18 protein-coding genes, 1 other RNA gene and 1 pseudogene are annotated in these 20,584 nt (G+C 46.0%); 12 read left to right on the forward strand and 8 right to left on the reverse strand.

Annotated elements, in window-relative coordinates:
• The first annotated feature begins 10 nt into the window (after nucleotides 1-10).
• Nucleotides 11-334: a preprotein translocase subunit YajC gene (yajC, locus tag AA84_RS0107640; RefSeq protein ID WP_028976701.1), complete on the forward strand. Its 324-nt coding sequence runs from the start codon at nucleotides 11-13 to the stop codon at nucleotides 332-334.
• A gap of 53 nt (nucleotides 335-387) precedes the next feature.
• Here the strand turns inward: yajC and AA84_RS0107645 are convergent, their stop codons facing one another.
• On the reverse strand, nucleotides 388-765 hold the full coding sequence (locus AA84_RS0107645; RefSeq protein WP_028976702.1) for a TIGR04086 family membrane protein: 378 nt from the start codon (nucleotides 763-765) through the stop codon (nucleotides 388-390).
• A 212-nt stretch (nucleotides 766-977) separates the two neighbouring features.
• Between AA84_RS0107645 and AA84_RS18355 the strand changes: the two genes are divergently transcribed.
• The gene (locus tag AA84_RS18355; RefSeq protein WP_028976703.1) at nucleotides 978-1,472 is read left to right on the forward strand and encodes a YetF domain-containing protein; all 495 of its coding nucleotides are present in this window, start codon (nucleotides 978-980) and stop codon (nucleotides 1,470-1,472) included.
• 7 nt (nucleotides 1,473-1,479) lie between these two features.
• Here the strand turns inward: AA84_RS18355 and spoVB are convergent, their stop codons facing one another.
• Nucleotides 1,480-3,033 (reverse strand): stage V sporulation protein B, encoded by a 1,554-nt coding sequence (gene spoVB, locus AA84_RS0107660; RefSeq protein WP_028976704.1) that lies wholly within the window; start codon nucleotides 3,031-3,033, stop codon nucleotides 1,480-1,482.
• A gap of 249 nt (nucleotides 3,034-3,282) precedes the next feature.
• On the opposite strand from spoVB, the gene AA84_RS0107665 reads away from it, so the two are divergent.
• From AA84_RS0107665 to ssrS, 10 genes and pseudogenes are all read left to right on the forward strand, one after another.
• Nucleotides 3,283-3,570 carry a post-transcriptional regulator gene (locus AA84_RS0107665; RefSeq protein ID WP_028976705.1) on the forward strand — a complete coding sequence of 96 codons (288 nt, stop codon included), beginning with the start codon at nucleotides 3,283-3,285 and terminating at the stop codon, nucleotides 3,568-3,570.
• Between the two features lie 70 nt (nucleotides 3,571-3,640).
• Nucleotides 3,641-5,888: pseudogene (secDF, locus tag AA84_RS17425) on the forward strand (protein translocase subunit SecDF).
• A gap of 23 nt (nucleotides 5,889-5,911) precedes the next feature.
• On the forward strand, nucleotides 5,912-6,256 hold the full coding sequence (locus tag AA84_RS0107675; RefSeq protein WP_028976706.1) for a LapA family protein: 345 nt from the start codon (nucleotides 5,912-5,914) through the stop codon (nucleotides 6,254-6,256).
• Nucleotides 6,257-6,315: 59 nt separating this feature from the next.
• Entirely contained in the window at nucleotides 6,316-8,646 is a 2,331-nt protein-coding gene (gene recJ / locus AA84_RS0107680) for a single-stranded-DNA-specific exonuclease RecJ (protein ID WP_028976707.1), read from the forward strand.
• Between the two features lie 71 nt (nucleotides 8,647-8,717).
• Complete coding sequence (locus AA84_RS0107685) at nucleotides 8,718-9,230, forward strand: adenine phosphoribosyltransferase (RefSeq protein ID WP_028976708.1); 513 nt, start codon at nucleotides 8,718-8,720, stop codon at nucleotides 9,228-9,230.
• 331 nt (nucleotides 9,231-9,561) lie between these two features.
• Nucleotides 9,562-11,736 (forward strand): RelA/SpoT family protein, encoded by a 2,175-nt coding sequence (locus AA84_RS0107690; protein ID WP_028976709.1) that lies wholly within the window; start codon nucleotides 9,562-9,564, stop codon nucleotides 11,734-11,736.
• 16 nt (nucleotides 11,737-11,752) lie between these two features.
• Complete coding sequence (gene dtd / locus AA84_RS0107695) at nucleotides 11,753-12,199, forward strand: D-aminoacyl-tRNA deacylase (RefSeq protein ID WP_028976710.1); 447 nt, start codon at nucleotides 11,753-11,755, stop codon at nucleotides 12,197-12,199.
• A gap of 608 nt (nucleotides 12,200-12,807) precedes the next feature.
• Nucleotides 12,808-14,067 carry a histidine--tRNA ligase gene (gene hisS / locus AA84_RS0107700; protein ID WP_028976711.1) on the forward strand — a complete coding sequence of 420 codons (1,260 nt, stop codon included), beginning with the start codon at nucleotides 12,808-12,810 and terminating at the stop codon, nucleotides 14,065-14,067.
• Nucleotides 14,068-14,091: 24 nt separating this feature from the next.
• The gene (aspS, locus tag AA84_RS0107705) at nucleotides 14,092-15,864 is read left to right on the forward strand and encodes an aspartate--tRNA ligase (RefSeq protein WP_028976712.1); all 1,773 of its coding nucleotides are present in this window, start codon (nucleotides 14,092-14,094) and stop codon (nucleotides 15,862-15,864) included.
• 56 nt (nucleotides 15,865-15,920) lie between these two features.
• Nucleotides 15,921-16,107: non-coding RNA, 6S RNA (gene ssrS, locus AA84_RS18610), on the forward strand.
• A gap of 71 nt (nucleotides 16,108-16,178) precedes the next feature.
• Here the strand turns inward: ssrS and pilO are convergent.
• From pilO to AA84_RS0107735, 6 genes are all read right to left on the reverse strand, one after another.
• Entirely contained in the window at nucleotides 16,179-16,592 is a 414-nt protein-coding gene (gene pilO, locus AA84_RS0107710) for a type 4a pilus biogenesis protein PilO (protein WP_160168709.1), read from the reverse strand.
• Nucleotides 16,593-16,665: 73 nt separating this feature from the next.
• Nucleotides 16,666-17,187 (reverse strand): hypothetical protein, encoded by a 522-nt coding sequence (locus tag AA84_RS0107715; RefSeq protein WP_028976714.1) that lies wholly within the window; start codon nucleotides 17,185-17,187, stop codon nucleotides 16,666-16,668.
• Nucleotides 17,184-18,116, reverse strand: a complete 933-nt coding sequence (gene pilM, locus AA84_RS0107720; RefSeq protein WP_028976715.1) for a type IV pilus biogenesis protein PilM — start codon at nucleotides 18,114-18,116, stop codon at nucleotides 17,184-17,186. Before pilM ends, AA84_RS0107715 begins: the two co-directional genes overlap by 4 nt.
• 11 nt (nucleotides 18,117-18,127) lie before the next feature.
• Nucleotides 18,128-18,880: a prepilin peptidase gene (locus AA84_RS0107725; RefSeq protein ID WP_028976716.1), complete on the reverse strand. Its 753-nt coding sequence runs from the start codon at nucleotides 18,878-18,880 to the stop codon at nucleotides 18,128-18,130.
• A 12-nt stretch (nucleotides 18,881-18,892) separates the two neighbouring features.
• On the reverse strand, nucleotides 18,893-19,357 hold the full coding sequence (locus AA84_RS17430; RefSeq protein ID WP_051575063.1) for a prepilin-type N-terminal cleavage/methylation domain-containing protein: 465 nt from the start codon (nucleotides 19,355-19,357) through the stop codon (nucleotides 18,893-18,895).
• Nucleotides 19,358-19,375: 18 nt separating this feature from the next.
• Complete coding sequence (locus tag AA84_RS0107735; RefSeq protein ID WP_028976717.1) at nucleotides 19,376-20,584, reverse strand: type II secretion system F family protein; 1,209 nt, start codon at nucleotides 20,582-20,584, stop codon at nucleotides 19,376-19,378.

The following is a 20,584-nucleotide window of genomic DNA, read 5'->3' on the forward strand; positions in this document are numbered from 1 at the left end:
ATTTGAATCAATGCAAATCATTTTCTTGTTATTGTTCGTGGCGATTTTCTATTTTCTGTTAATTCGCCCGCAGCAAAAAAGAACGAAAGAAGCCAGACAAATGCAGTCTTCTCTTTCAAGAGGGGACAAGATCGTAACCATTGGCGGGCTTCAAGGAACGATCGATTCACTCGATGATCAAACAGCTACATTGCGTTGCGGAGCAGGTAAGCTGACTTTTGAACGTAACGCGATTCGTGCGGTACTGAAAAAAGCAAATGCTCCGGAACCGGAAAAGATTGAAGAAGGCAAAGATAAAAAGACTGAAAACGATACTGAAACGGAAAAGAAATAATGAACGGAAAAAGGCGGCCGGATTACGGCCGCTTTTTTCATACGTATGCCGATTCAGTGTTTCGACGCAAACAAGTTGACACCAATCGCACCGCCAAGTGCCGAGGCGGCAATGTTGGCGATCAGAAACAAGTACTGATTGACTCCAGGCGTCTGATCCAGCCCGAGATATTGAAAAAAAAGATTGAACAGACAATACGCTAGACCGGTGAAGGTGCCGATCAAAAGTCCTTTTTCTTTTGATTTTGCCCCGGCAATGACCCCGCCGACAAACAGAGCAACGAGTGAAATCACAATCGGAAGAATGGACCCGTTTGATTCAGCAAATGATGTAAAGCGAAGCAGCGATGCGAGCAGAAATGCTGAAGCAAGGACAATCACAATCGCTGCGATCATGCCGTACGTAACGGCGCTCAGCCAATTTCTAGACATAGTGATCACCTCCGAATATAAGGATTACAGGAAAAGCAGATCTTGTCGGCTGATGGACCGCACACCGGCCGACAAGTCGCGTGCGGCCTCCGAATTCCTGATAATAAATCTTATTCGGACAAGTTCGCTTTCATGACCGATCCAATTCATGAAATCAGTTCCTTTGCTCATAATAAATATATCGATTGAATTTATTCGAGAGGGGGATGGGCATGGGTACATCGGTCATTCGTATGGTCTGTCTGAGTTTAATGATTGCTATAGGGTTTCACAATATCTTATCCAAAAAAATATCGGAACTCAGCGCATTGCAGCAACTTTTGATTTTTGCAGCAGCTAATCTTATTGTTGTTGCCGTTGCCTTTCCAGATCATCCGCTGCTGCCGATGCTTGTTCCATTTATCATCCTTCTGCTCATTGAGCACATGCGATTCTGGCCTGCATACCTCGCCCATTTTATTAAGGGTTCTGATCCGATCAAAAAAGCAGAACCACAGCCTCGCTCCTATGGGCCGCCGAGAATTGGACTCTCGCTGATTGAAAATGGTAAAATACGGCACGATCATTTAACAGAGATTGGAAAGACGCAATTTTGGCTCAGACAAGAACTGCGCAAATTTGGCTACCGCAATATTCATCAAGTCAATTACTTGACCATGGACTCATTGGGCAATTTCTACATGGATTTAAAGAAATACTTGCATTAAATTTAATTTAACTAAACCATTTGCCAATCAGCGGGAGCTGGCTCACTTGCTCCTTTTGCACGAGTCCGAGAAAAGAAGCGAGTACGAGGTACAAGATGCTGATCAAGGCCAGTAATGCGACCGTTCTTGGAAGAAGTGACCAGCCAAGCAGGGCATGATGTGTCAATATATTTGCTGCATAAGCAGTACAAGCGATCAGCAGAAACGTCCGAATATAATCGCGAATAATCAATGAGAATCCGATTTTTTTAAACATCACGGCAGCATGCAAAACCGTCACAAGAACGACGTTGGTGCAGATCGCAAGCGCTGTTCCTTTTATACCGAACTCAGGTCGGCAAGTCAGGAGAAACAGCATGATGGTTTTGACAACCGCTCCGGTCAATGTGTTGTACATTGCAGCTTTAGCTAGATCAAGTGCTTGAAGGACAGCATGCATCGGTGCTTGAAAATAAAAAATCATGAAGAACGGCGACATTAGATAAAGAAATTGCGCGGATTCCGGCGAGCTGTAGATAATCGTCATGAGTGGTTCAGCAAAACAATACGTCACGACAACAGATAAACCGCCGGTGACCATTGCGATGCGCAGCGCTTGATTCAGCCGATAATGGATCATACGAAAAGACTGGCGCGCATAGGCCTCACTGACCGCCGGGACCAGCGAGACGTGCAGTGCATGCGTAATGAAGCTAGGCAGCAGAAGCAATGTCATCGCATATCCGGTTAACTGCCCGTACAATTGCGTTGACTGTGCAATTGAATAGCCGGCAATGACTAAGGCATGAGAGACAATCATCGGTTCAAGGAAATTGCCAAGCGAAGAAATTAAGCGGCTGCCCATAGTTGGCAGGCCAATCCGAAGCAGATCGCGCAGTACTTCACGGGTGCCCTTCAGCGCTTTCTGTTTTGGCCGCTTTAACTTGATTCCTTCGCCATGTTTAAATACATAGAGCATGTACATCAGTGAAGCACACTCACCCGCGGAGCCAGCGACCATTGCGCCTCCTGCCGCGTAAGCAACGCCATAAGGCATCAAAAGATTGGCTAGAGTGGCAACAAGCGAGATCCGCACCACCTGTTCCACAATCCCTGAGTAGGCATAGGGTTTCATGTTGCGTATTCCTTGAAAATAACCACGCAGCACTGAGCTGACGGCGACAATTGGAATGACCGGTGTGATTGCGAGCAGCGGATAGACAACCCGCGTATCGGCGAACAGAAACTTGGCGGTGATTGGGATCAACAGCAGCATCATTGCTGTGAGGACGACGCTGATGACACCGACAATCGCAAGCGACCAACCAAGCACCAGTTTGATCTTTCGGTAATTGCCGAAGGTTTGTGCTTCAGCGACTAATTTGGATATGGCAACAGGGAGCCCCAATTCGGTTAGCGTCACCACAAGCAGCATGGCAGGAAATGCCATCATGAAGAGTCCGACGCCTTCATCGCCGATCACACGGGCTAGAACCATCCCGTTAATCATGCCGAGAATACGTGTGACGAGTCCAGCTGTCATTAGTATAAAGGATCCTTTTAAGAATGATTGTCGTGTCATGATCGGACCTGCCTTTACGTGCAAATTAATGAATCTCAGTAGTGGGGAAAAAAGGATACGTGCATGCAACTTCTTATTTGCACGCGGTCTATGAGGAGTATATGCGAAGGAGATGGTCAAGCATGACAAGCCGTCTTCTTTTTTTCTAGGAAAGGGTGAAACACATCAGGAAAAGAGCAGCGACTTCACACATTCTGTTTTTTATTGCTTCTTAAATATGCTATTATATGCATTATGGGAGGAATCGACATGCCGGATGAACGGAACGATATGGAAAAATGGCGGATCACCATTGAGCCGTTTTTGCGTAGCAAATTAAATGAATTTCATTTGCTCGGACTGAATCATTTGAAAATGGATGAATTCTGGCAATTTGTAAAAGAATCTCTGGAAAAAAAGAAAACGGACAAGCCTGAACGGATTCATGAAGTCGTTGCCGCAGTGATGGCACTGACCGTGAACGACTACATGAACAAATTGCGCGTCGATATGTTTAAAAACAGTTCAACAGCTATTGACCAGTCGCTGTTTAAATAAGCAGCCGCGTATACAGGTATTTTCCGTAAGAACCGGAGCTCGGATAAAGAGAAGGGAGCAGGCTTGAACAATGGTTAAAAAAGGACCGATCTTTTCCTTTTTTGCGCTATTGATTGTGTTGGGTATCATCATTGCTTTTTCAGTAAAACCCATCATACATAACGTGAATTTAGGACTTGATCTGAAAGGCGGATTCGAGGTACTGTATCAGGTCAAACCGCTTAAATCAGGTCAAAAAATTGACAATGAAGCGATGAGTAATGCGGTCGCATCGATTAATAAACGAATCAACGTACTGGGTGTCAGCGAACCGAATATTTCAATTGAAAATGGGAATCGAATTCGCGTTCAGCTCCCCGGCGTTAAAAATGAACAGCGTGCGCGGGAACTCTTGTCGACAACCGCAAAGCTGGAATTTCGTGATTACAAAGACCGACTGATGATGGACGGTTCCGACTTGGTTCCGGGCAAAGCGAAGGTTGCTTTTGACGAGATGAACAAACCGAAAGTAACCCTCCAATTAAAGGATCCGTCTAAATTCGCCAGTGTCACAAAGAAAATCACCGGCTATTATCCAAATAACGTGCTTGTCATTTGGATGGATTACCAAAAGGGTGATTCCTATGAAAAGGAAGCGGCCAAAAACAAGCATAAGTTTATTTCAGCGCCTTCTGTAAGTCAGGAGCTGAATACATCGGATGTAGAGATCTCCGGTAGTTTTACGGTACAGGAAGCAAACGACCTGAAAGACTTGCTTAATTCCGGGTCATTGCCAGTTCGTCTTGTCGAAACCTATTCCACTTCAGTGGGTGCACAGTTTGGACAAGATTCCATGAAAGAAACGATCTATGCCGGTGCAATCGCTGTTGCGGCAATCATGCTGTTCATGCTGTTGTTCTATCGATTGGGCGGACTGATTGCCAGCCTGACGCTCGTCATCTATATGGCTGTCGTTATGGGCGTATTCGTTGGTATGCAGGCAGTGCTGACCTTGCCGGGAATTGCCGCGATGATCCTTGGTATCGGCATGGCTGTTGATGCCAACATCATTACACTTGAGCGAATAAAGGATGAATTGCGGGGCGGGAAGACCGTGCTTTCTGCATTTAAAGCAGGGAACAAACGGTCACTGCCGACTGTTGTTGACGCCAATCTGACAACGATTATCGCCGCAGCGGTGCTGTTCGTACTTGGTGTCAGCGCGGTGAAGGGCTTCGCCGTAATGTTGCTGATCAGTAATGTGGTTACTTTTGTGACGTCTGTTTACGGTGCGCGCATCTTGCTTGGCTTGCTGGTTCACAGTCATGCACTTGATAATCACCCATGGCTGTTCGGTGTGAAGAGGAGTGATATCCGTGGATCTAAATGATAAGATGAACTACAAACATTACAATAAATTTTACGACCGTTTGGACTTTATGAAGCACCGAAATCTCTTTTTCACGATTTCCGTTGCATTGATCATTCTGGGGATTGTTTCACTCTTTATTTTTAAGTTGAACCTAGGTATCGATTTTTCAAGCGGAACACGGGTTGACGTGCAGAGCACGCAGCCGATTTCAGTAGAAAAAGTGGACAAGGCGTTTCGCGCAATGAACTATGAACCGGAACGACCGGTGCTTTCCGGTACGCACAATAACATCGCAACGGTGCGCATCAACAAAGAATTGGATCATAATCAAATTGCGGAATTAAAGAGCAAAATGAAGGATCAGTTTGGTATTGAACCGAACGTAAGCACCGTATCGCCTCAAGTGGGGCGCGATTTGGCGAAGAATGGTTTGTATGCCTTGATCATTGCCTCTGTTTTTATCATTATCTATGTATGGGTGCGCTTTGAATTTCTGCAAGGACTAACAGCAGTGCTGGCGCTGATTCATGATGCCTTCTTCATTGTGACCGTGTTCAGTCTGCTGCATATCGAAGTAGATATTTTGTTTATCTCAGCAATTTTGACCATTATCGGTTATTCGATTAACGATACGATTGTTACGTTTGACCGCGTACGCGAGAATATAAAAATAAGCAGAAAGCGGCTGTCCACAATCGAAGAATTCGGCGATATCGTAAATCTGAGTATTCGTGAGACACTGACTCGATCACTGAACACCGTGATTACCGTGCTAATTCCAGTTGTTCTTCTTTTGATCTTTGGCAGCGAATCGATTCGCACGTTTACGATCGCCTTGTTTGTCGGACTGCTTTGTGGTGTCTACTCGTCCATCTGTATTGCTTGTCCACTGTGGGCCGTGTTGAAAGTTAACTATTTGAAGCGACGCAAAAGAAGAAGAACGGTTTCAACACAACCGCAAAATTAATGAAAGGAATGGGGGCGCGGCAAATGAAGAAACAGTGGAAGATTCTGCTGATCCTTATTTTTATCCTGATCATTGTTCTGTTTTCGATTGCTAATGTGGATTCAGTCAAGTTCAGCTTTTTATTTGGCAATGTACATCTGCCGCTAATTCTTGTCATTATCGGTTCGGTCCTGATTGGTGCTGTACTGATCGGTTTATTTACTTATCCGCCAATCTACAAACAGCGTCACCGGATCACCAAACTTGAGCGTGATCTAAGACGGATGATTGAGCTGCATCCGGAGGATTCGGAACGCTTGAAGGTGGATCTGGGCGGCGAAGAAGCTGCAGCGAATGAGACACGCGCAGGAAATCGACGGTCAAAATGATGATAAAAAAATCCGGCTGAAGCGAGGAACCGGTTTGAATAAGGGAGGCGCTAAGGCGGGTGCTTGAATCAAACAATCGTTGGAAGATAAGAGAAGTAGATGAAGAAAAGGTGCAGCGGCTCTCTGAGTCGCTGCATATTTCTGTGATGACGGCACGTTTGCTTGTTGCTCGCGGCATCGAAGCATCAAAAGAGGCCCAGCTTTTCTTGCACGAAGAAGAGATGAAATTCTATGATCCTATGATCATGAAAGGAATGCGCGAGGCTTCATCACGTATACAGCAAGCGATCGCTTCCGGGGAACGGATACGGATATTTGGCGATTACGATGCGGACGGTGTGACGTCAACGGCGATTTTGACACGAGCGCTGCGCGCATGCGGAGCGGATGTCACTTCCTATATCCCGAATCGCTTTAAAGACGGCTATGGGCCGAATATCGGCGCTGCCCGGCAGGCAAAGAAGGATGGCATCACACTGATCGTCACTGTGGATTCGGGAATTGCTGCGTTTGATCCTGCAGAATGTGCCGGACGGATGGGGATTGATTACATCATCACCGATCATCATGAGCCGCCGGAACAGCTGCCCGAGGCGTACGCCATACTGAATCCGAAACAAACGGATTGTCCTTACCCGTTTAAGGAATTATCAGGAGCAGGCGTCGCGCTTAAATTGGCACAAGCGGTTTGTGACACAGCTGTTTTTGATGAGCAGTGGGTCGCACTGGCTGCGATCGGTACAATCGCCGACCTTGTTCCGCTTATCGATGAAAACAGGCTGATTGCTGCTCAGGGCTTGAGAAAAATCAACGAAGGATCGCTACCCGGCATTGATGCGCTGAAGGTAAAAGCGTCGGGTGCCGGTCCTATTGACAGTGATGGGATCGGGTTTCAAATGGGACCGCGATTAAATGCAGCCGGCCGCATGACGGATGCTGCAGAAGCACTTGATTTGCTCCTGAGCGAGGACATGGATGAGGCGGTTATGCTGGCGGAGCGGCTTGATGCGTTGAATCAGCAACGCCGGTCGATTGTCGATCAGATTGCCAAGGAAGCAGACCAACAAGCAGCAACTTATATGGATCAGGGCAGCAAAGCCCTTGTTCTTTCGGGGGAAGCCTGGCATCAGGGTGTTATTGGCATTGTAGCATCTAAAATTGTCGGCAAGTATTATCGTCCGGTGATCATTCTCAGCATTGACAAAGAAACAGGGATTGCGAAGGGATCCGGCCGTAGTATCGAAGGATTTAATCTTTATGAAGGTCTGAAGGCGTGCAGCAATCATTTGATTCAATTCGGCGGACACAAAATGGCGGCCGGACTGTCTCTTGCCCAAACAGAGATTGATCACTTTCGTGCAGCATTTAACGAGCAAGCGAACCATATGCTGGATGCACAAGAGCTCATTCCGCAACTGACGGTTGACGGTACCGCTAAAGTAGATGATCTTTCTGTCGAGCTGATCGAAGAAGTAGCGAAGCTGGCTCCGTTTGGAACCGACAATCCGAAACCGCTATTCCTGATTCCACAAGCGCCGTTGGCGAAGCTTGCTACAGTTGGCCGGAATAACGATCATCTTAAGTTGACGCTGAAGGGGAGCGAAAAGCAGCTCGAAGGCATCGGTTTCGGCTTTGGTAAATGGATACAGAAAATCGCACCTACGGATGAACTTGCTGCGGTTGGCGAACTGGGCATTAATGAGTGGAATGGATTCCGCAAAGCGCAGCTCATGATCCGAGATTTGCGTGTGGAAGGCGTGCAAGTGTATGATTGGCGTGCTCTGCGCGATCTTCAGGAAAAACTTCAGGTGCTTCGCGCAGAATCCGTCCCACTGCTTACTTTTCAAGAAGACACCGCCGCCCATTTCCAATTGGACGACGTGATGCGCTACGAATCCGGCATGACGCTCTCAGGGCATGTCGTTGCATTATTAGATCTTCCCGATGATGAAGAGCAGTTGTCTGCATTCCTTAGTACGCATCCGCAGCTCAACCGCTTCTATTGCATTTTCTATCACTCTCGTGATCATTATTTCTCCGCATTCCCGGAACGCGATCACTTTGTTTGGTATTACGCACTAATCCGGCAGCGTCATCGCTTCGAACTGCGCAACATGATGCGGCAAATTGCCGGTTACAAGGGTTGGAGCGAACAATCGATTTCTTTGATGACACAGGTGTTTTTTGAACTTGGTTTTGTTAAAATAGAGAAAGGCATTTTATCAGAAATTCCTTCACCTGCGAAAGCGCCGCTGACTTCCTCGGAACTCTACCGAAAGGAAAAAGCGCAGCGCGATTTGGAAGCACGGTTTTGTTATGCACCGATCAGCGAAGTGAAACAGTGGCTGATTGTACAATTGAGACAGAGCGAAAAGCAAGGCATCAAATGAGAGATGACAACAATGCGGTCTTTAAGAAATAACACCGAATTGATCATTTATGGAAATGGAGCGCATGTCAGATGGATTATGCAAACTATATTAAGTCGGTCATGGATTTTCCGACGAAGGGAATTAATTTTAGAGATATTACCTCGCTTCTTGAGGAAGGACCGGTATATCGGGCGGCCATTAATGATCTCGCTGCTTTCGCTGAAAGCAAGAATGCTGAAATTGTAGTCGGTCCTGAAGCACGTGGTTTTGTCATTGGCGGACCGGTGGCGTATTCTTTGGGAATCGGATTTGTACCGGTTCGTAAACCGGGGAAACTTCCGCGTGAAGTGGCTACAGTTTCCTATAAAAAAGAATACGGGATTGATACGCTGTGTATTCACAAAGATTCGATCAAGCCAGGGCAACGCGTCTTAGTGACCGATGATTTGCTGGCGACCGGCGGCACAATTGAAGCAACGATTAAGTTGGTGGAACAGCTTGGCGGCGTTGTTGCCGGGGTTGCCTTTTTGATTGAATTGACCGGACTTGGCGGCAGTGAGCTTCTTAAAGATTATGATGTTCTGTCTTTAATCAACTACTAAACGTACAATCGGAGTGCCTGACTTCAGGCACTCTCTTTTTCGCAGAAGAGAAAAACTGAGCGTAAAGCGCGGGCAAGATCTGCTCGGTTATTCTGAAAACTGGCACAAATAGGGTTTCTCATTTCTCTCAAAGGGAACACTAGATAAGCAAATACTTTACAATCTTTATTGATTCTTTGATAATAGGTTTAACAGGTCTCGATGATTGGGAGAAAAGCCATCCATCATCGGTCGTGATAACTGATTTGTTTGAATTATAATTATAAAATAATGGCTCTCATCAATTTGGGTTCAAAAGGGAAATGAGGATCGGCATACAGGTGATGATACGATGACGATGGAAGAACTAATTCAGCAGGCATCGACCTACTTAGATGCAAAAGATATCGAAATAATCAAAGAAGCTTACCGGTTTGCGGATGAGGCGCATAAGGGACAAGTCCGCAAATCGGGCGAACCCTATATCATTCACCCAATCGAAGTTGCCGGTATTCTAGTCCAACTGAACATGGATGTCATTACGATTGTCAGCGGTTTTCTGCATGATGTCGTTGAAGACACGCCGGTTACGCTTGATGATATACGCGCGGAATTCGGAGACAATGTCGCAGAACTTGTCGATGGTGTGACGAAGCTGAGAAACTTCGAATATACCTCGAAAGAAGATCAGCAGGCCGAAAATCACCGGAAAATGTTTGTGGCAATGGCTCGTGATCTGCGCTGCGTCATTGTAAAACTTGCCGATCGTTTGCATAACATGCGCACACTGAAATACATGCGGCACGAAAAACAAATTCAAAAAGCGAATGAGACGCTTGAAATTTATGCACCGCTCGCGAACCGGCTGGGAATTTCAGCGATTAAATGGGAGCTGGAAGATATATCGCTCCGCTACTTGAAGCCGCAGCAATACTATAAGATCGTCAACTTGATGAAACAAAAGCGCGAAGAACGTGAAGCGTATATCGCCAAAGTTGTTGAGGATCTCAAGGCTTATGTAAAATCCGTGCACATTCCTGCAGAAGTGTCCGGACGGCCAAAACACATTTACAGCATCTATCGCAAAATGGTCAACCAGCATAAGCAGTTTAATGAAATCTATGATTTGTTTGCGGTACGTATTATTGTCAAAACGATCAAAGATTGTTATGCGATTCTGGGTATCATCCATACGCATTGGAAGCCAATGCCTGGACGTTTTAAGGATTATATTGCAATGCCAAAGCCGAATATGTACCAGTCGTTGCATACAACGGTCATCGGTCCAAAAGGTGATCCGCTGGAAGTTCAGATTCGTACCGAAGAGATGCATGATGTAGCGGAATACGGAATCGCCGCACACTGGGCTTACAAGGAAGGCAAAGTTAAGAACATTAATAACAAATTTGAGGACAGGCTCACCTGGTTCCGTGAAATTCTGGAGTATCAGAATGAAACCGATGATGCCAAGGAGTTCATGGAAACGCTCAAAATGGACTTATTCTCAGACACCGTGTTTGTCTTTACCCCGAAGGGTGATGTCATTGAACTTCCGGTTGGGTCGGTGCCGATTGATTTTGCTTACCGTATTCATACTGAAATCGGCAACAAAACGGTCGGGGCGCGTGTCAATGGCAAAATGGTTCCACTGGACTACAAGCTGAAAACCGGCGATATTGTTGAAGTGATGACCTCCAATCATTCGTACGGCCCAAGCCGTGACTGGCTGAAAATTGCAAAGAGTTCGGCGGTGAAGAACAAGATCCGCCAATGGTTTAAACGGCAGCAGCGCCAGGAAAATGTAGCACACGGTCGTGAACTTTTGGAGAAAGAATGCCGCAGTCAGAATATAAGCATTAAGGAAAACTTGACTGAAGAGAAGATCATGGAGGTTGCCAAAAAGTTTAACTTCTCCCATGAAAATGAGCTCTTCGCAGCGATCGGCTACAATGGCATCACCGCCAAACAAGTCCTTACCCGTTTTACGGAAGATACGCGTAAACCGACGGAGGCTGAAGATGCCGAGGAGAAGATGAAACAGCTCTCCGAACCCAAACCAAATACGCAGAATCGTCGCAAGACCTCGTTGGGCGTGCGTGTCAAAGGGGTCGATAATCTGCTCGTTCGTTTGGCGCGCTGCTGCAATCCGGTACCTGGCGATGCGATTGTCGGGTACATTACCCGCGGGAGAGGAGTCACGGTTCATCGAGTGGATTGTCCGAATATAAGTCATGAAGATGATCGGCTTATGGATGTTGAATGGGAAAACAACGAGTCCAAGGCGAAAGAATACAATGTGGATATTGAAGTCACCGCCTATGACCGCAATGGACTGCTCAATGAGGTGTTGCAATGTGTCTCCGATTCACATACGGCCATTAACGGAATCTCCGGTCGCGCGGATAAAAATAAAGTGGCAACGATTCATATGACCATTGCCATTACCAATATCGATCATTTGTATCGCGTCGTTGAGAAAATCAAACGGATTCCCGATATTTATTCGGTTCGGCGCGTGATGCAATAAAAAGGATGAAGTGTCAATGAAAGTTGTGTTACAACGGGTAAAGCATGCAAAAGTGGACATCGACGGCCAAACGGTCGGTCAAATTGAAAAAGGTCTGCTGCTTCTGGTTGGAATTAAAACCGGCGACACTGAAGAGGATCTTCGTTATGTTGCCGATAAACTGACCGGGTTGCGTATTTTTGAAGATGAGAGTGGAAGAATGAACGGTTCAATTAAAGAAATGGGTGGTGCTGTGCTGTCAGTATCGCAGTTCACTCTCTATGGCAATACGTCAAAAGGAAGACGGCCGAGCTTTATCGAGGCAGCACGTCCCGAGATTGCCGAACCGCTTTATCACGCATTTAATGAAAGGCTCAGAGCGAATGGACTTCATGTCGAAACCGGCGTTTTCGGTGCCGATATGGCAGTATCTCTGGTGAATGACGGACCGGTCACATTGATTGTGGAGAGCAAAAATCAATAATTACTGTAACTTATTGTTCCAATTGTTTGCTATTTATGAGGAATTGGTTACATCGATGACGTGATTAGTTACACGTTTTGCAGGGGGAGTTATAACTTTGCGATGCGTGGTTACAACCTCAGAGTGATATGCACCGTGCACTGAGAAGGATTGATCTAACCCTGTTTTACTTGAAATCCGCTCGATGCACAAAAATTCGCGAAACCTTGACATTTTATTGGAAGATACGTACTATTAAAAGACGAACAAAACCAGTGACGAAGAGGTTTTTCGGAGCAATCGATCGAGAGAGAAGGCATGCCTGAGGCTGGAAGTATGCCGATCGTTCCCGGGAAATAGACACTTCAGAGGTGCTTTACTGAACATCCGATTTACTTTTTTTAATTGGACAGTAGGAAAAGCCGTTTCCGGGCGTTAACCGGCTCTTGAGAGGAAGCATTTCAATGCTTTAAATGAGGGTGGCACCACGAAGCTAATTCGTCCCTTGTCTGTCGGCTCACCGATGGACAAGGGACTTTTTATTTATTCATATCCAGCATCCGTACTTTTAAGCAGAGAAAAATAAAGGATTAAGCATGCGAAAACAGTTAAAGGAGGAACATTCTGCAATGATACAAATTCCCCGCGGAACCTATGATGTTTTGCCTGAAGATGCATTCAAGTGGCAGAAGATCGAAGCAGCAGCGCGCGAAATCTGTGCGCGCTTTAACTACAAAGAATTACGGACGCCGTTGTTCGAGTCGACCGCTTTATTTCAGCGTGGTGTCGGCGACACAACCGATATCGTCCAAAAAGAAATGTATTCGTTTAAAGATCGCGGTGGGCGTGAACTGACGCTGAGGCCTGAGGGCACCGCTTCTATCGTTAGGGCTTATGTTGAGAACAAGCTGTACGGCGATCCCAATCAGCCACAGAAACTTTATTACATAGGACCAATGTTCCGCTATGAACGTCCACAAGCCGGTCGTAACCGCCAGTTTACTCAGTTTGGCTGCGAAGCCCTTGGCTCTGCAGATCCGTCCATTGATGCAGAAGTTATTTCGCTCGCAATGACCTTTTATCAAACCCTTGGCTTGAAGAAATTGAAGCTTGTTTTGAACAGTCTCGGCGATCCGGAAAGCCGCAAAGCGCATCGTGATGCACTGATCGCCCACTTTAAACCGTCCATTGGCGAATTTTGCGATGACTGCCAGCAGCGTCTTGAGAAGAATCCGCTGCGCATTCTCGACTGCAAGGCGGATCATCATCACCCACTGATGGCGACTGCCCCGTCAATCATTGATTATCTGAATGATGCATCGCGTGACTATTTCAACAAGGTGAAAGCCATCTTGGACGAGATGGGTATCGACTATGAACTCGATCCGACGCTTGTCCGTGGATTGGATTACTATAACCATACAACCTTCGAAATTATGGGAGCTAGTCAAGGTGCAATCACGACCTTGATGGGCGGCGGCAGATACAATGGTTTGGTCAGCGAACTTGGCGGGCCGGAAACACCGGGCATTGGCTTCGCGCTCAGCATTGAACGCTTGCTGCTTGCCCTTGACGTTGAGGGCATCTCCTTGAATTCCGATCCGGCACTTGACTGCTTCGTCGTTGCGATCGGCGAAGCAGCCGAGCAAAAAACACCGGTGCTGCTGAACCGATTGCGTTTGGCCGGGCTGACCGCTGATAAAGACTATATTGGGCGTAAAGTCAAAGGCCAATTCAAACAAGCCGATCGCGATAAAGCGAAGTTCGTTGTCGTCGTTGGCGATGAGGAGCTTGAACAAGAAAAGGCAGTAGTTAAGAATATGGCTGATGGATCTCAAGAAGCGGTCGCGTTTAAGGACTTAACGGATTATCTTAAAGAAAAAATCTGATTCAATATAAATGGAGGGAACGACATGTATCGCAACACAAATTGCGGTGAATTAACCGAGGCATTCGCCGGCAAGAAAGTTACCTTGGCCGGCTGGGTGCAAAAAAGAAGAGATCTTGGCGGAGTTATTTTTATCGATCTTCGCGACAGGTCAGGGGTTGTCCAGATTGTCTTCAACCCACAAGTCTCACAAGAAGCTTGGAACAAAGCAGATAAACTGCGCAGCGAATATTGTGTCACTGTGACCGGTGAGGTCGTAAAACGCGATCCAGAAGCCGTGAACGAGAAAATCAAAACCGGTACGATTGAAGTGATGATCAACGAGATAACCTTGCTGAATAAATCGAAAACACCGCCGTTTCCAATTGAAGACGACATTGAAGCTTCTGAAGATATCCGTTTGAAATATCGCTATCTGGACCTGCGTCGTCCGGAAATGCTCGAAACGTTGAAAATTCGCAATAAGATTACCCATACATTGCGCGATTTTCTCGATGAAAACGATTTTCTTGATGTCGAAACCCCGATTTTGACCAAGAGCACTCCGGAAGGCGCACGTGATTACCTCGTACCGAGCCGTGTGCACCCGGGTGAATTTTATGCGTTGCCGCAATCGCCGCAGCTATTCAAACAGCTGCTGATGGCATCGGGAATTGAAAAGTACTATCAGATCGCACGTTGCTTCCGCGATGAGGATTTGCGTGCTGACCGTCAACCTGAATTTACACAGGTCGACATGGAAATGTCCTTTTTTGAAATCGACAAATTCCAAAACATGATTGAAGAAATGCTCGTGCGTGTCATGAAGGAAGTCAAGGGCGTTGACATTCCGCGTCCATTCAAACGCTTGACCTATGCCGAAGCCATCGACCTGTACGGCAGTGACAAGCCGGATACACGATTCGGTATGACATTAATCGATCTCACCGACATCGCTGCGGACAGCACGCTGAAGGTATTCAAGGAAGTACAGGAAAAAGGCGGCTTGGTTAAAGCGATCAATGCGAAAGGCGTTGCTGCACAGTTCTCGCGCAAACAAGTTGACGAAGACCTGCGCGCCGTGGTTTCCCCGTACGGCGCAAAGGGACTGGCTTGGCTCAAGGTTGAGGAAGGCGGCATGAAAGGACCGATTGCCAAATTCTTTGATGAAGCACTGACGGCGCGGATTATTGAGCGTACGAACGCTGAACCGGGCGACTTACTGCTGTTTGTCGCAGATAAGAAGAAGATTGTTGCCGACAGCCTTGGCGCCCTGCGCCTGCATCTTGGCAAACTGCTGGGTCTGATCGACGAATCTGCCTACAACTTCTTATGGGTTACGCACTTCCCACTGCTTTCCTACAGCGAGGAAGAACACCGATACGTTGCAGAGCACCATCCATTTACGATGCCGGTGCTTGAAGACCTCGATAAGATCGAGAGCGATCCGGGCAGTGTACGTGCACAATCCTTTGATATGGTACTTAATGGCTATGAACTTGGCAGCGGTTCGCAGCGTATCTCGGACCACGACTTGCAAGAACAAATGTTCAAAGTACTTGGCTTCACAAAAGAACGTGCTGAAAAACAGTTTGGCTTTCTAATGAGCGCATTCGAATACGGCGTTCCGCCGCATGGCGGCATGGCGCTTGGCATTGACCGCATTGTGATGCTGCTCGCCGGCCGTTCAAGTTTGCGCGACACGATCGCATTCCCGAAAACAGCCAGCGCGTCCGACCTGCTGACCAAGGCACCAAGCGAGGTCAGCCTGGCTCAATTGGCCGAACTGCATCTCGACGTGGCAACCATCTTAAAATAAAGGAATCTTGAAGCAAAAGTTAAGATATGTTAAACTGAATGCATAAGATAATGAAAAAAGTCCTGAAGTGTTAGTCTAAAGTCGTTATGTTTTGACCGAACATATTTTGATAGGGAGTTCGATTGTTCTCACTCGGAGCGCATGCCCGCGCTCGGGACGCGTGAACTGTGGGACAGGACACCCACCTGCTTATAACTGCGGGTATCAAATCTGCGGCTTTGCAACGGCACGTTCGGGATTTTTTGTTTTGGAAAAAATAAAGCCGGAATGACGGAGATGTGGTCCGTATTCCGGCTTTTTTACTATATAGATGATTATTTTTTCGCTGAATAGAGGGTTAAGCTCAATGATGCTTGTGATCCGGTTTGCATTGAAAATTGGGTGATGTTTAAGATGCGTTCCATCTTTTCGAGATCACAAATGAAATCTATAATTTCCTGTGTTGATTTTGCGGATAATTGTATGGTATAGCTGTTCGCGTTCAAGGAAGAATTTTGGCTTCTATTTACTCGAGTAATCGTATCAACGTACACTTGACGAACCGTAGCCTGAGCTTGGAATTTCACAAAGAAGGATTCAATTTCTGGCTGCTTTGGCAGGGTTTCTTCGTTTATTGCATTGTCCTCTCCATCAGCGCTGCTTTTTTTTGTTAAGGCGGCCATTTCTTTGTAATTCTGAACAGAGCTTTGCGTGAGAGTAAGATTTTCTTTCAAAGGGATAATTTTCATAAAGTAGAAAAATCCAAATCCAGAGCAGACAATGAGAACAGCGGCAACAATAACGATATAGGTCTGTCTCATATCAATTCTCCTTCTTCTTAGAGATCGTCATACTTAGAAACAAGTGAACCTGTCCCTTTTTGAACGTTTTGGAATTAACAATTTTCGTTGCGATCACATTTGAAAAGGTTTGATTTCTTAATCGCGATGTAAATAAATCGGCATCGGAAAATGAAGTAATCTGATATTCTGCTGTGAGATTTCCTGTTGAATCAATGTCCGTACGGATTACCTTTGCCCCTTTAGGCAATTGTTCATTAATTATGGTTAACGAGTCATAGATCGAGAGCTTATTTTTCTTAATTTGATTTACCGCGTTGATCGTGGAAAGTGATTTTGTACGCCCATTCGCGATTTTTTTCTCCGATTGTGCTTTCCAATAGCTCTCTTGATTCTGCGCAGCCTGAAGTTGGACACTTAAATTCATCGTGTACCAAGTAAAGAAGGCAAGTGTGAGTACGCAAACCCCTGCAAAGACGATCGCAAAGCAAATCAATGCTTTCGGCGTTTTCCGTTCGTAGGGGAGAAGATTGATATCAATCATTTCAGCCCCTCCTTCATCGCAAGACCGACGGCAGGAATGCTCGTTTCATTGATTGTTTCAGAATAGTTGATCTTTTCGCGGTCAATCGCAAGGCTTTGCACGTCCTGCGGAACAAGCGCTTGAAGTGCATTCTGAAGCAGAGCGGTATGCCCATGATCGCCAAATAAATAGATCATTGCAACCTCGTCAGTACCTTTGCGCACGCTGTACTGATAAAAGTTCAGCATTCGTTCAATTTCCGTCGCCGCATTGAGGTAGAACGTATCCGATTCCGCTGTTTCAAGATTGACTTGGCGAACAAACATCGGAATGTCGCCACTAAAAATCGACACATAGAGTGATTCGTTTTCAAGGTGCACGTACATCCGCTGCTGCTCAGCAATTTCCGGGTGAAAATGCTGCACCCAGCGATCAATTCCTAAAGCGCTGAATTCGGCATTGACCGGATTCAAACCGGCATTGGACTGCAGTTTCCTGTATTTCAGCACGACATGTTCCGGTGCCGCGATAAACAACACATTGGTTCCGGTTGCTTCACGTTGAATCACATGGAAATCGAAAACCGGTTTATCGAATGGAAGTTGAATCTTATTTCCCATTTCGATGAAAAAGTAGTTTTGCAGTTCTGAATCCGATTTGACACCGGGAAAATCAAACTGGCGAAGGATAAGCTGGGATGTCGGAATGGCAAAGTACGTTTTCTTGCCCTTTGCTTTAAGCGCGCGAACCATGTCCTTTAAATAATCCGTGAAGGTTTGTTCATCCTTAACGCGTCCGTTTTCCACAATACCTCGCTCAAGTGGCTTCTCAAGATAAGTGAAACCAGCAGGAAGGTCGGCATTGCCGCGCGAAAGTACCATCCGAATCGCATAATCGGATACAGTTAATCCAACGCTGGCATGATTTTGAAAGAGTCGAAACACAAGCATCATTCCTACTATTAAAAGATTAGATCAAAATATAAGGTGATTAGCTGATCGCCGAAGAAGAAGCTGGTCAGTATCCCTAAAGCAATAAATGGAACAAAGGGTACCGGCTGCCGGCGTTTAATCAGTCCCAGAAGTTGTCCGCCGAGGCCAATGACAGCACCAAAGAATGTGGCTAGAAAAAACCCTGAAATGACGAGTTTCCAACCTAAAACCAGGCCTAGGATGGCAAACAATTTGATATCGCCGCCACCCATGCCGCCGCGACTGATTAAGGCAATCAAGGCAAGCAGTCCGAACCCCGCTGCAAAGCCGAGCGGCGCGTCCCACCACGGATGAGGAGGGTAAATGACCCGAAAGGCAACGAACAATGGGAAAAAGAACAGCAAAATCTTATCCGGAATCAGCATATATTCAAGATCAGATACGAGCACGATCATCAACAATGAAACAAGAAGCCAGCCGCATAGCATCTCTTCAATTGATGTTGCGCGTAGGAAACTAAACAAGAATAAAAGTCCCGTTGCTGCTTCGATGATTGGATAGATTGGTGAAATCTTTGAATGACAGGTGCGGCATTTGCCTTCCAGCAAAATATAGGAAAATACTGGAATCAAGTCAAGGATAGTCAAACGCCGCCCGCACGACGGACAGTGCGAAGGCGGCATAATGATTGACTGGCCGGCGGGAACCCGCAGACCGACGACGTTGTAGAAAGAGCCTAGGATGAGACCTAGGAGTAAAATATAATATGTTGATAATAACATAATTCGACTATATTACTCTTCCGTTGGTTCAGATGTACTAGAAGATTCACTAGATTTTGAGGAAGAATCCCCCTTATTGTAAGCTAATAATTGATTTTCCGTGGCTTTGTGTTCGCTAAATGTTTCAGGTAAACTTGTGTCAGTAATTGTGTATTCCCCATCAGCATATGTAATGGAGTAGTCATTTGGAAGCGAACTTTTAACAGATTTGTCAAGATAATCGTCTAATTGACTCGGTCCAAATGTTGTTGTAGATGTTGAAGTATGGTCAGCAACATATAATTTCGCGGCATGAATTGCGGTTAGAGCATCTTGTACCTTTGCTTTATCATTTTGTTTGTTAATAATTGACACGACACTCGGAATTGCGATGGCAGCCAAAATAGCTAAGATAACGATTACCGCCAAGAGTTCAATCAGTGTAAAGCCTTTCTGGTTTTTCTTTTCGTTCGCTTTTTTCATAATCTTTTTGAGCATACGTTTTCCTCCTGTCTCTTACACGTTTTGATAGATTTGGAACATAGGGATAATGATGGCTAGAACGATAATACCGACAACAACAGCGAGGAACAGGATAACGAGGGGTTCAATGAGGACCTTCATACGCTCAGTCATCTGTTCAACGTCATCTTCGTAATACTTGGCGACACTGTTCAGCATTTGATCGAGCATACCGGTTTTTTCGCCGATTGCGGTCATGTGGTGAACCATTGCCGGAAAAATATTCTCCTCCCGAAAGGCTTGTGATAAGGGTCGTCCGAAATCAAGGGCTTCGGAGACTTTATGTATGGCCTGTCGGATGGCTAGATTCGATGTGATCTTCTCAATTGAGTGCAATGCATCGATGACAGGTACAGAACTGGAGAGCAATAGCGCAAGCATCCAGAGCAATCGGGAAAGTTCACTTTTATAGACTATTATACCTAGTAAAGGCAACTTGATTATAGCATAATCTAGTCTTAATTTACTAGATTTATTTCGTCGGAGGATCGTAATCATAAATACTGCCGCGATCGCTAAAAGAAAGATCACATACCAGTAAGCGCGAAGCCAGTCACTTATTGTCAAAATGACGCGTGTAATCAGCGGCAGTTGCGTATTCAGGCCGGCGAACATGGTGCGGAACATCGGGATGATGGTCGTTAATAGAAACAAAACAACACCGATCGACATCATAAAAACAAAGGCAGGGTAAACCATCGCTGTGCTCAATTTTTGCCGTGATTTATGCTGGCGTTCGTAATAGGTCGCCAGATGGTCCAGACTTTCCTCCAAGCGACCGCTGCCTTCACCGGCACGAATCATGTGAATGATCATTGGGCTAAAAATTTTCGGGTGATTTTCAAATGCCTGAGATAGGGACTGCCCTTCGCGAAGATTGGTGGCCATATCCATAATCGTTTGCTTAAAGTATTTATTCTTTTCCTCTTGATCCGTTAAAATTTCTAGGGCATCGGAAACCGTCACGCCGGCTTTAATGATCGTCGCAAACTGTCTCAGGAAGACAACTTTTTCTTGCAGTTTCACGCGAGAACCAAACGAAAGTTCCTTATACCAAATGGAATCGTTATGTTCCTGGATGGACTGGATTGTTAATCCTTGATTGGCAACTTGTAGCAAGGCTTCTTGTTTGGTTACTGCGGTGATCTTTCCTTTTTTTATTTTGCCGTATGTGTTGGTACCGACATAGTCAAACAGCGGCAT

Origin of the sequence: Sporolactobacillus terrae DSM 11697, from assembly GCF_000648615.1 — a bacterium.
Classification (GTDB): Bacteria; Bacillota; Bacilli; order Bacillales; family Sporolactobacillaceae; genus Sporolactobacillus; species Sporolactobacillus terrae.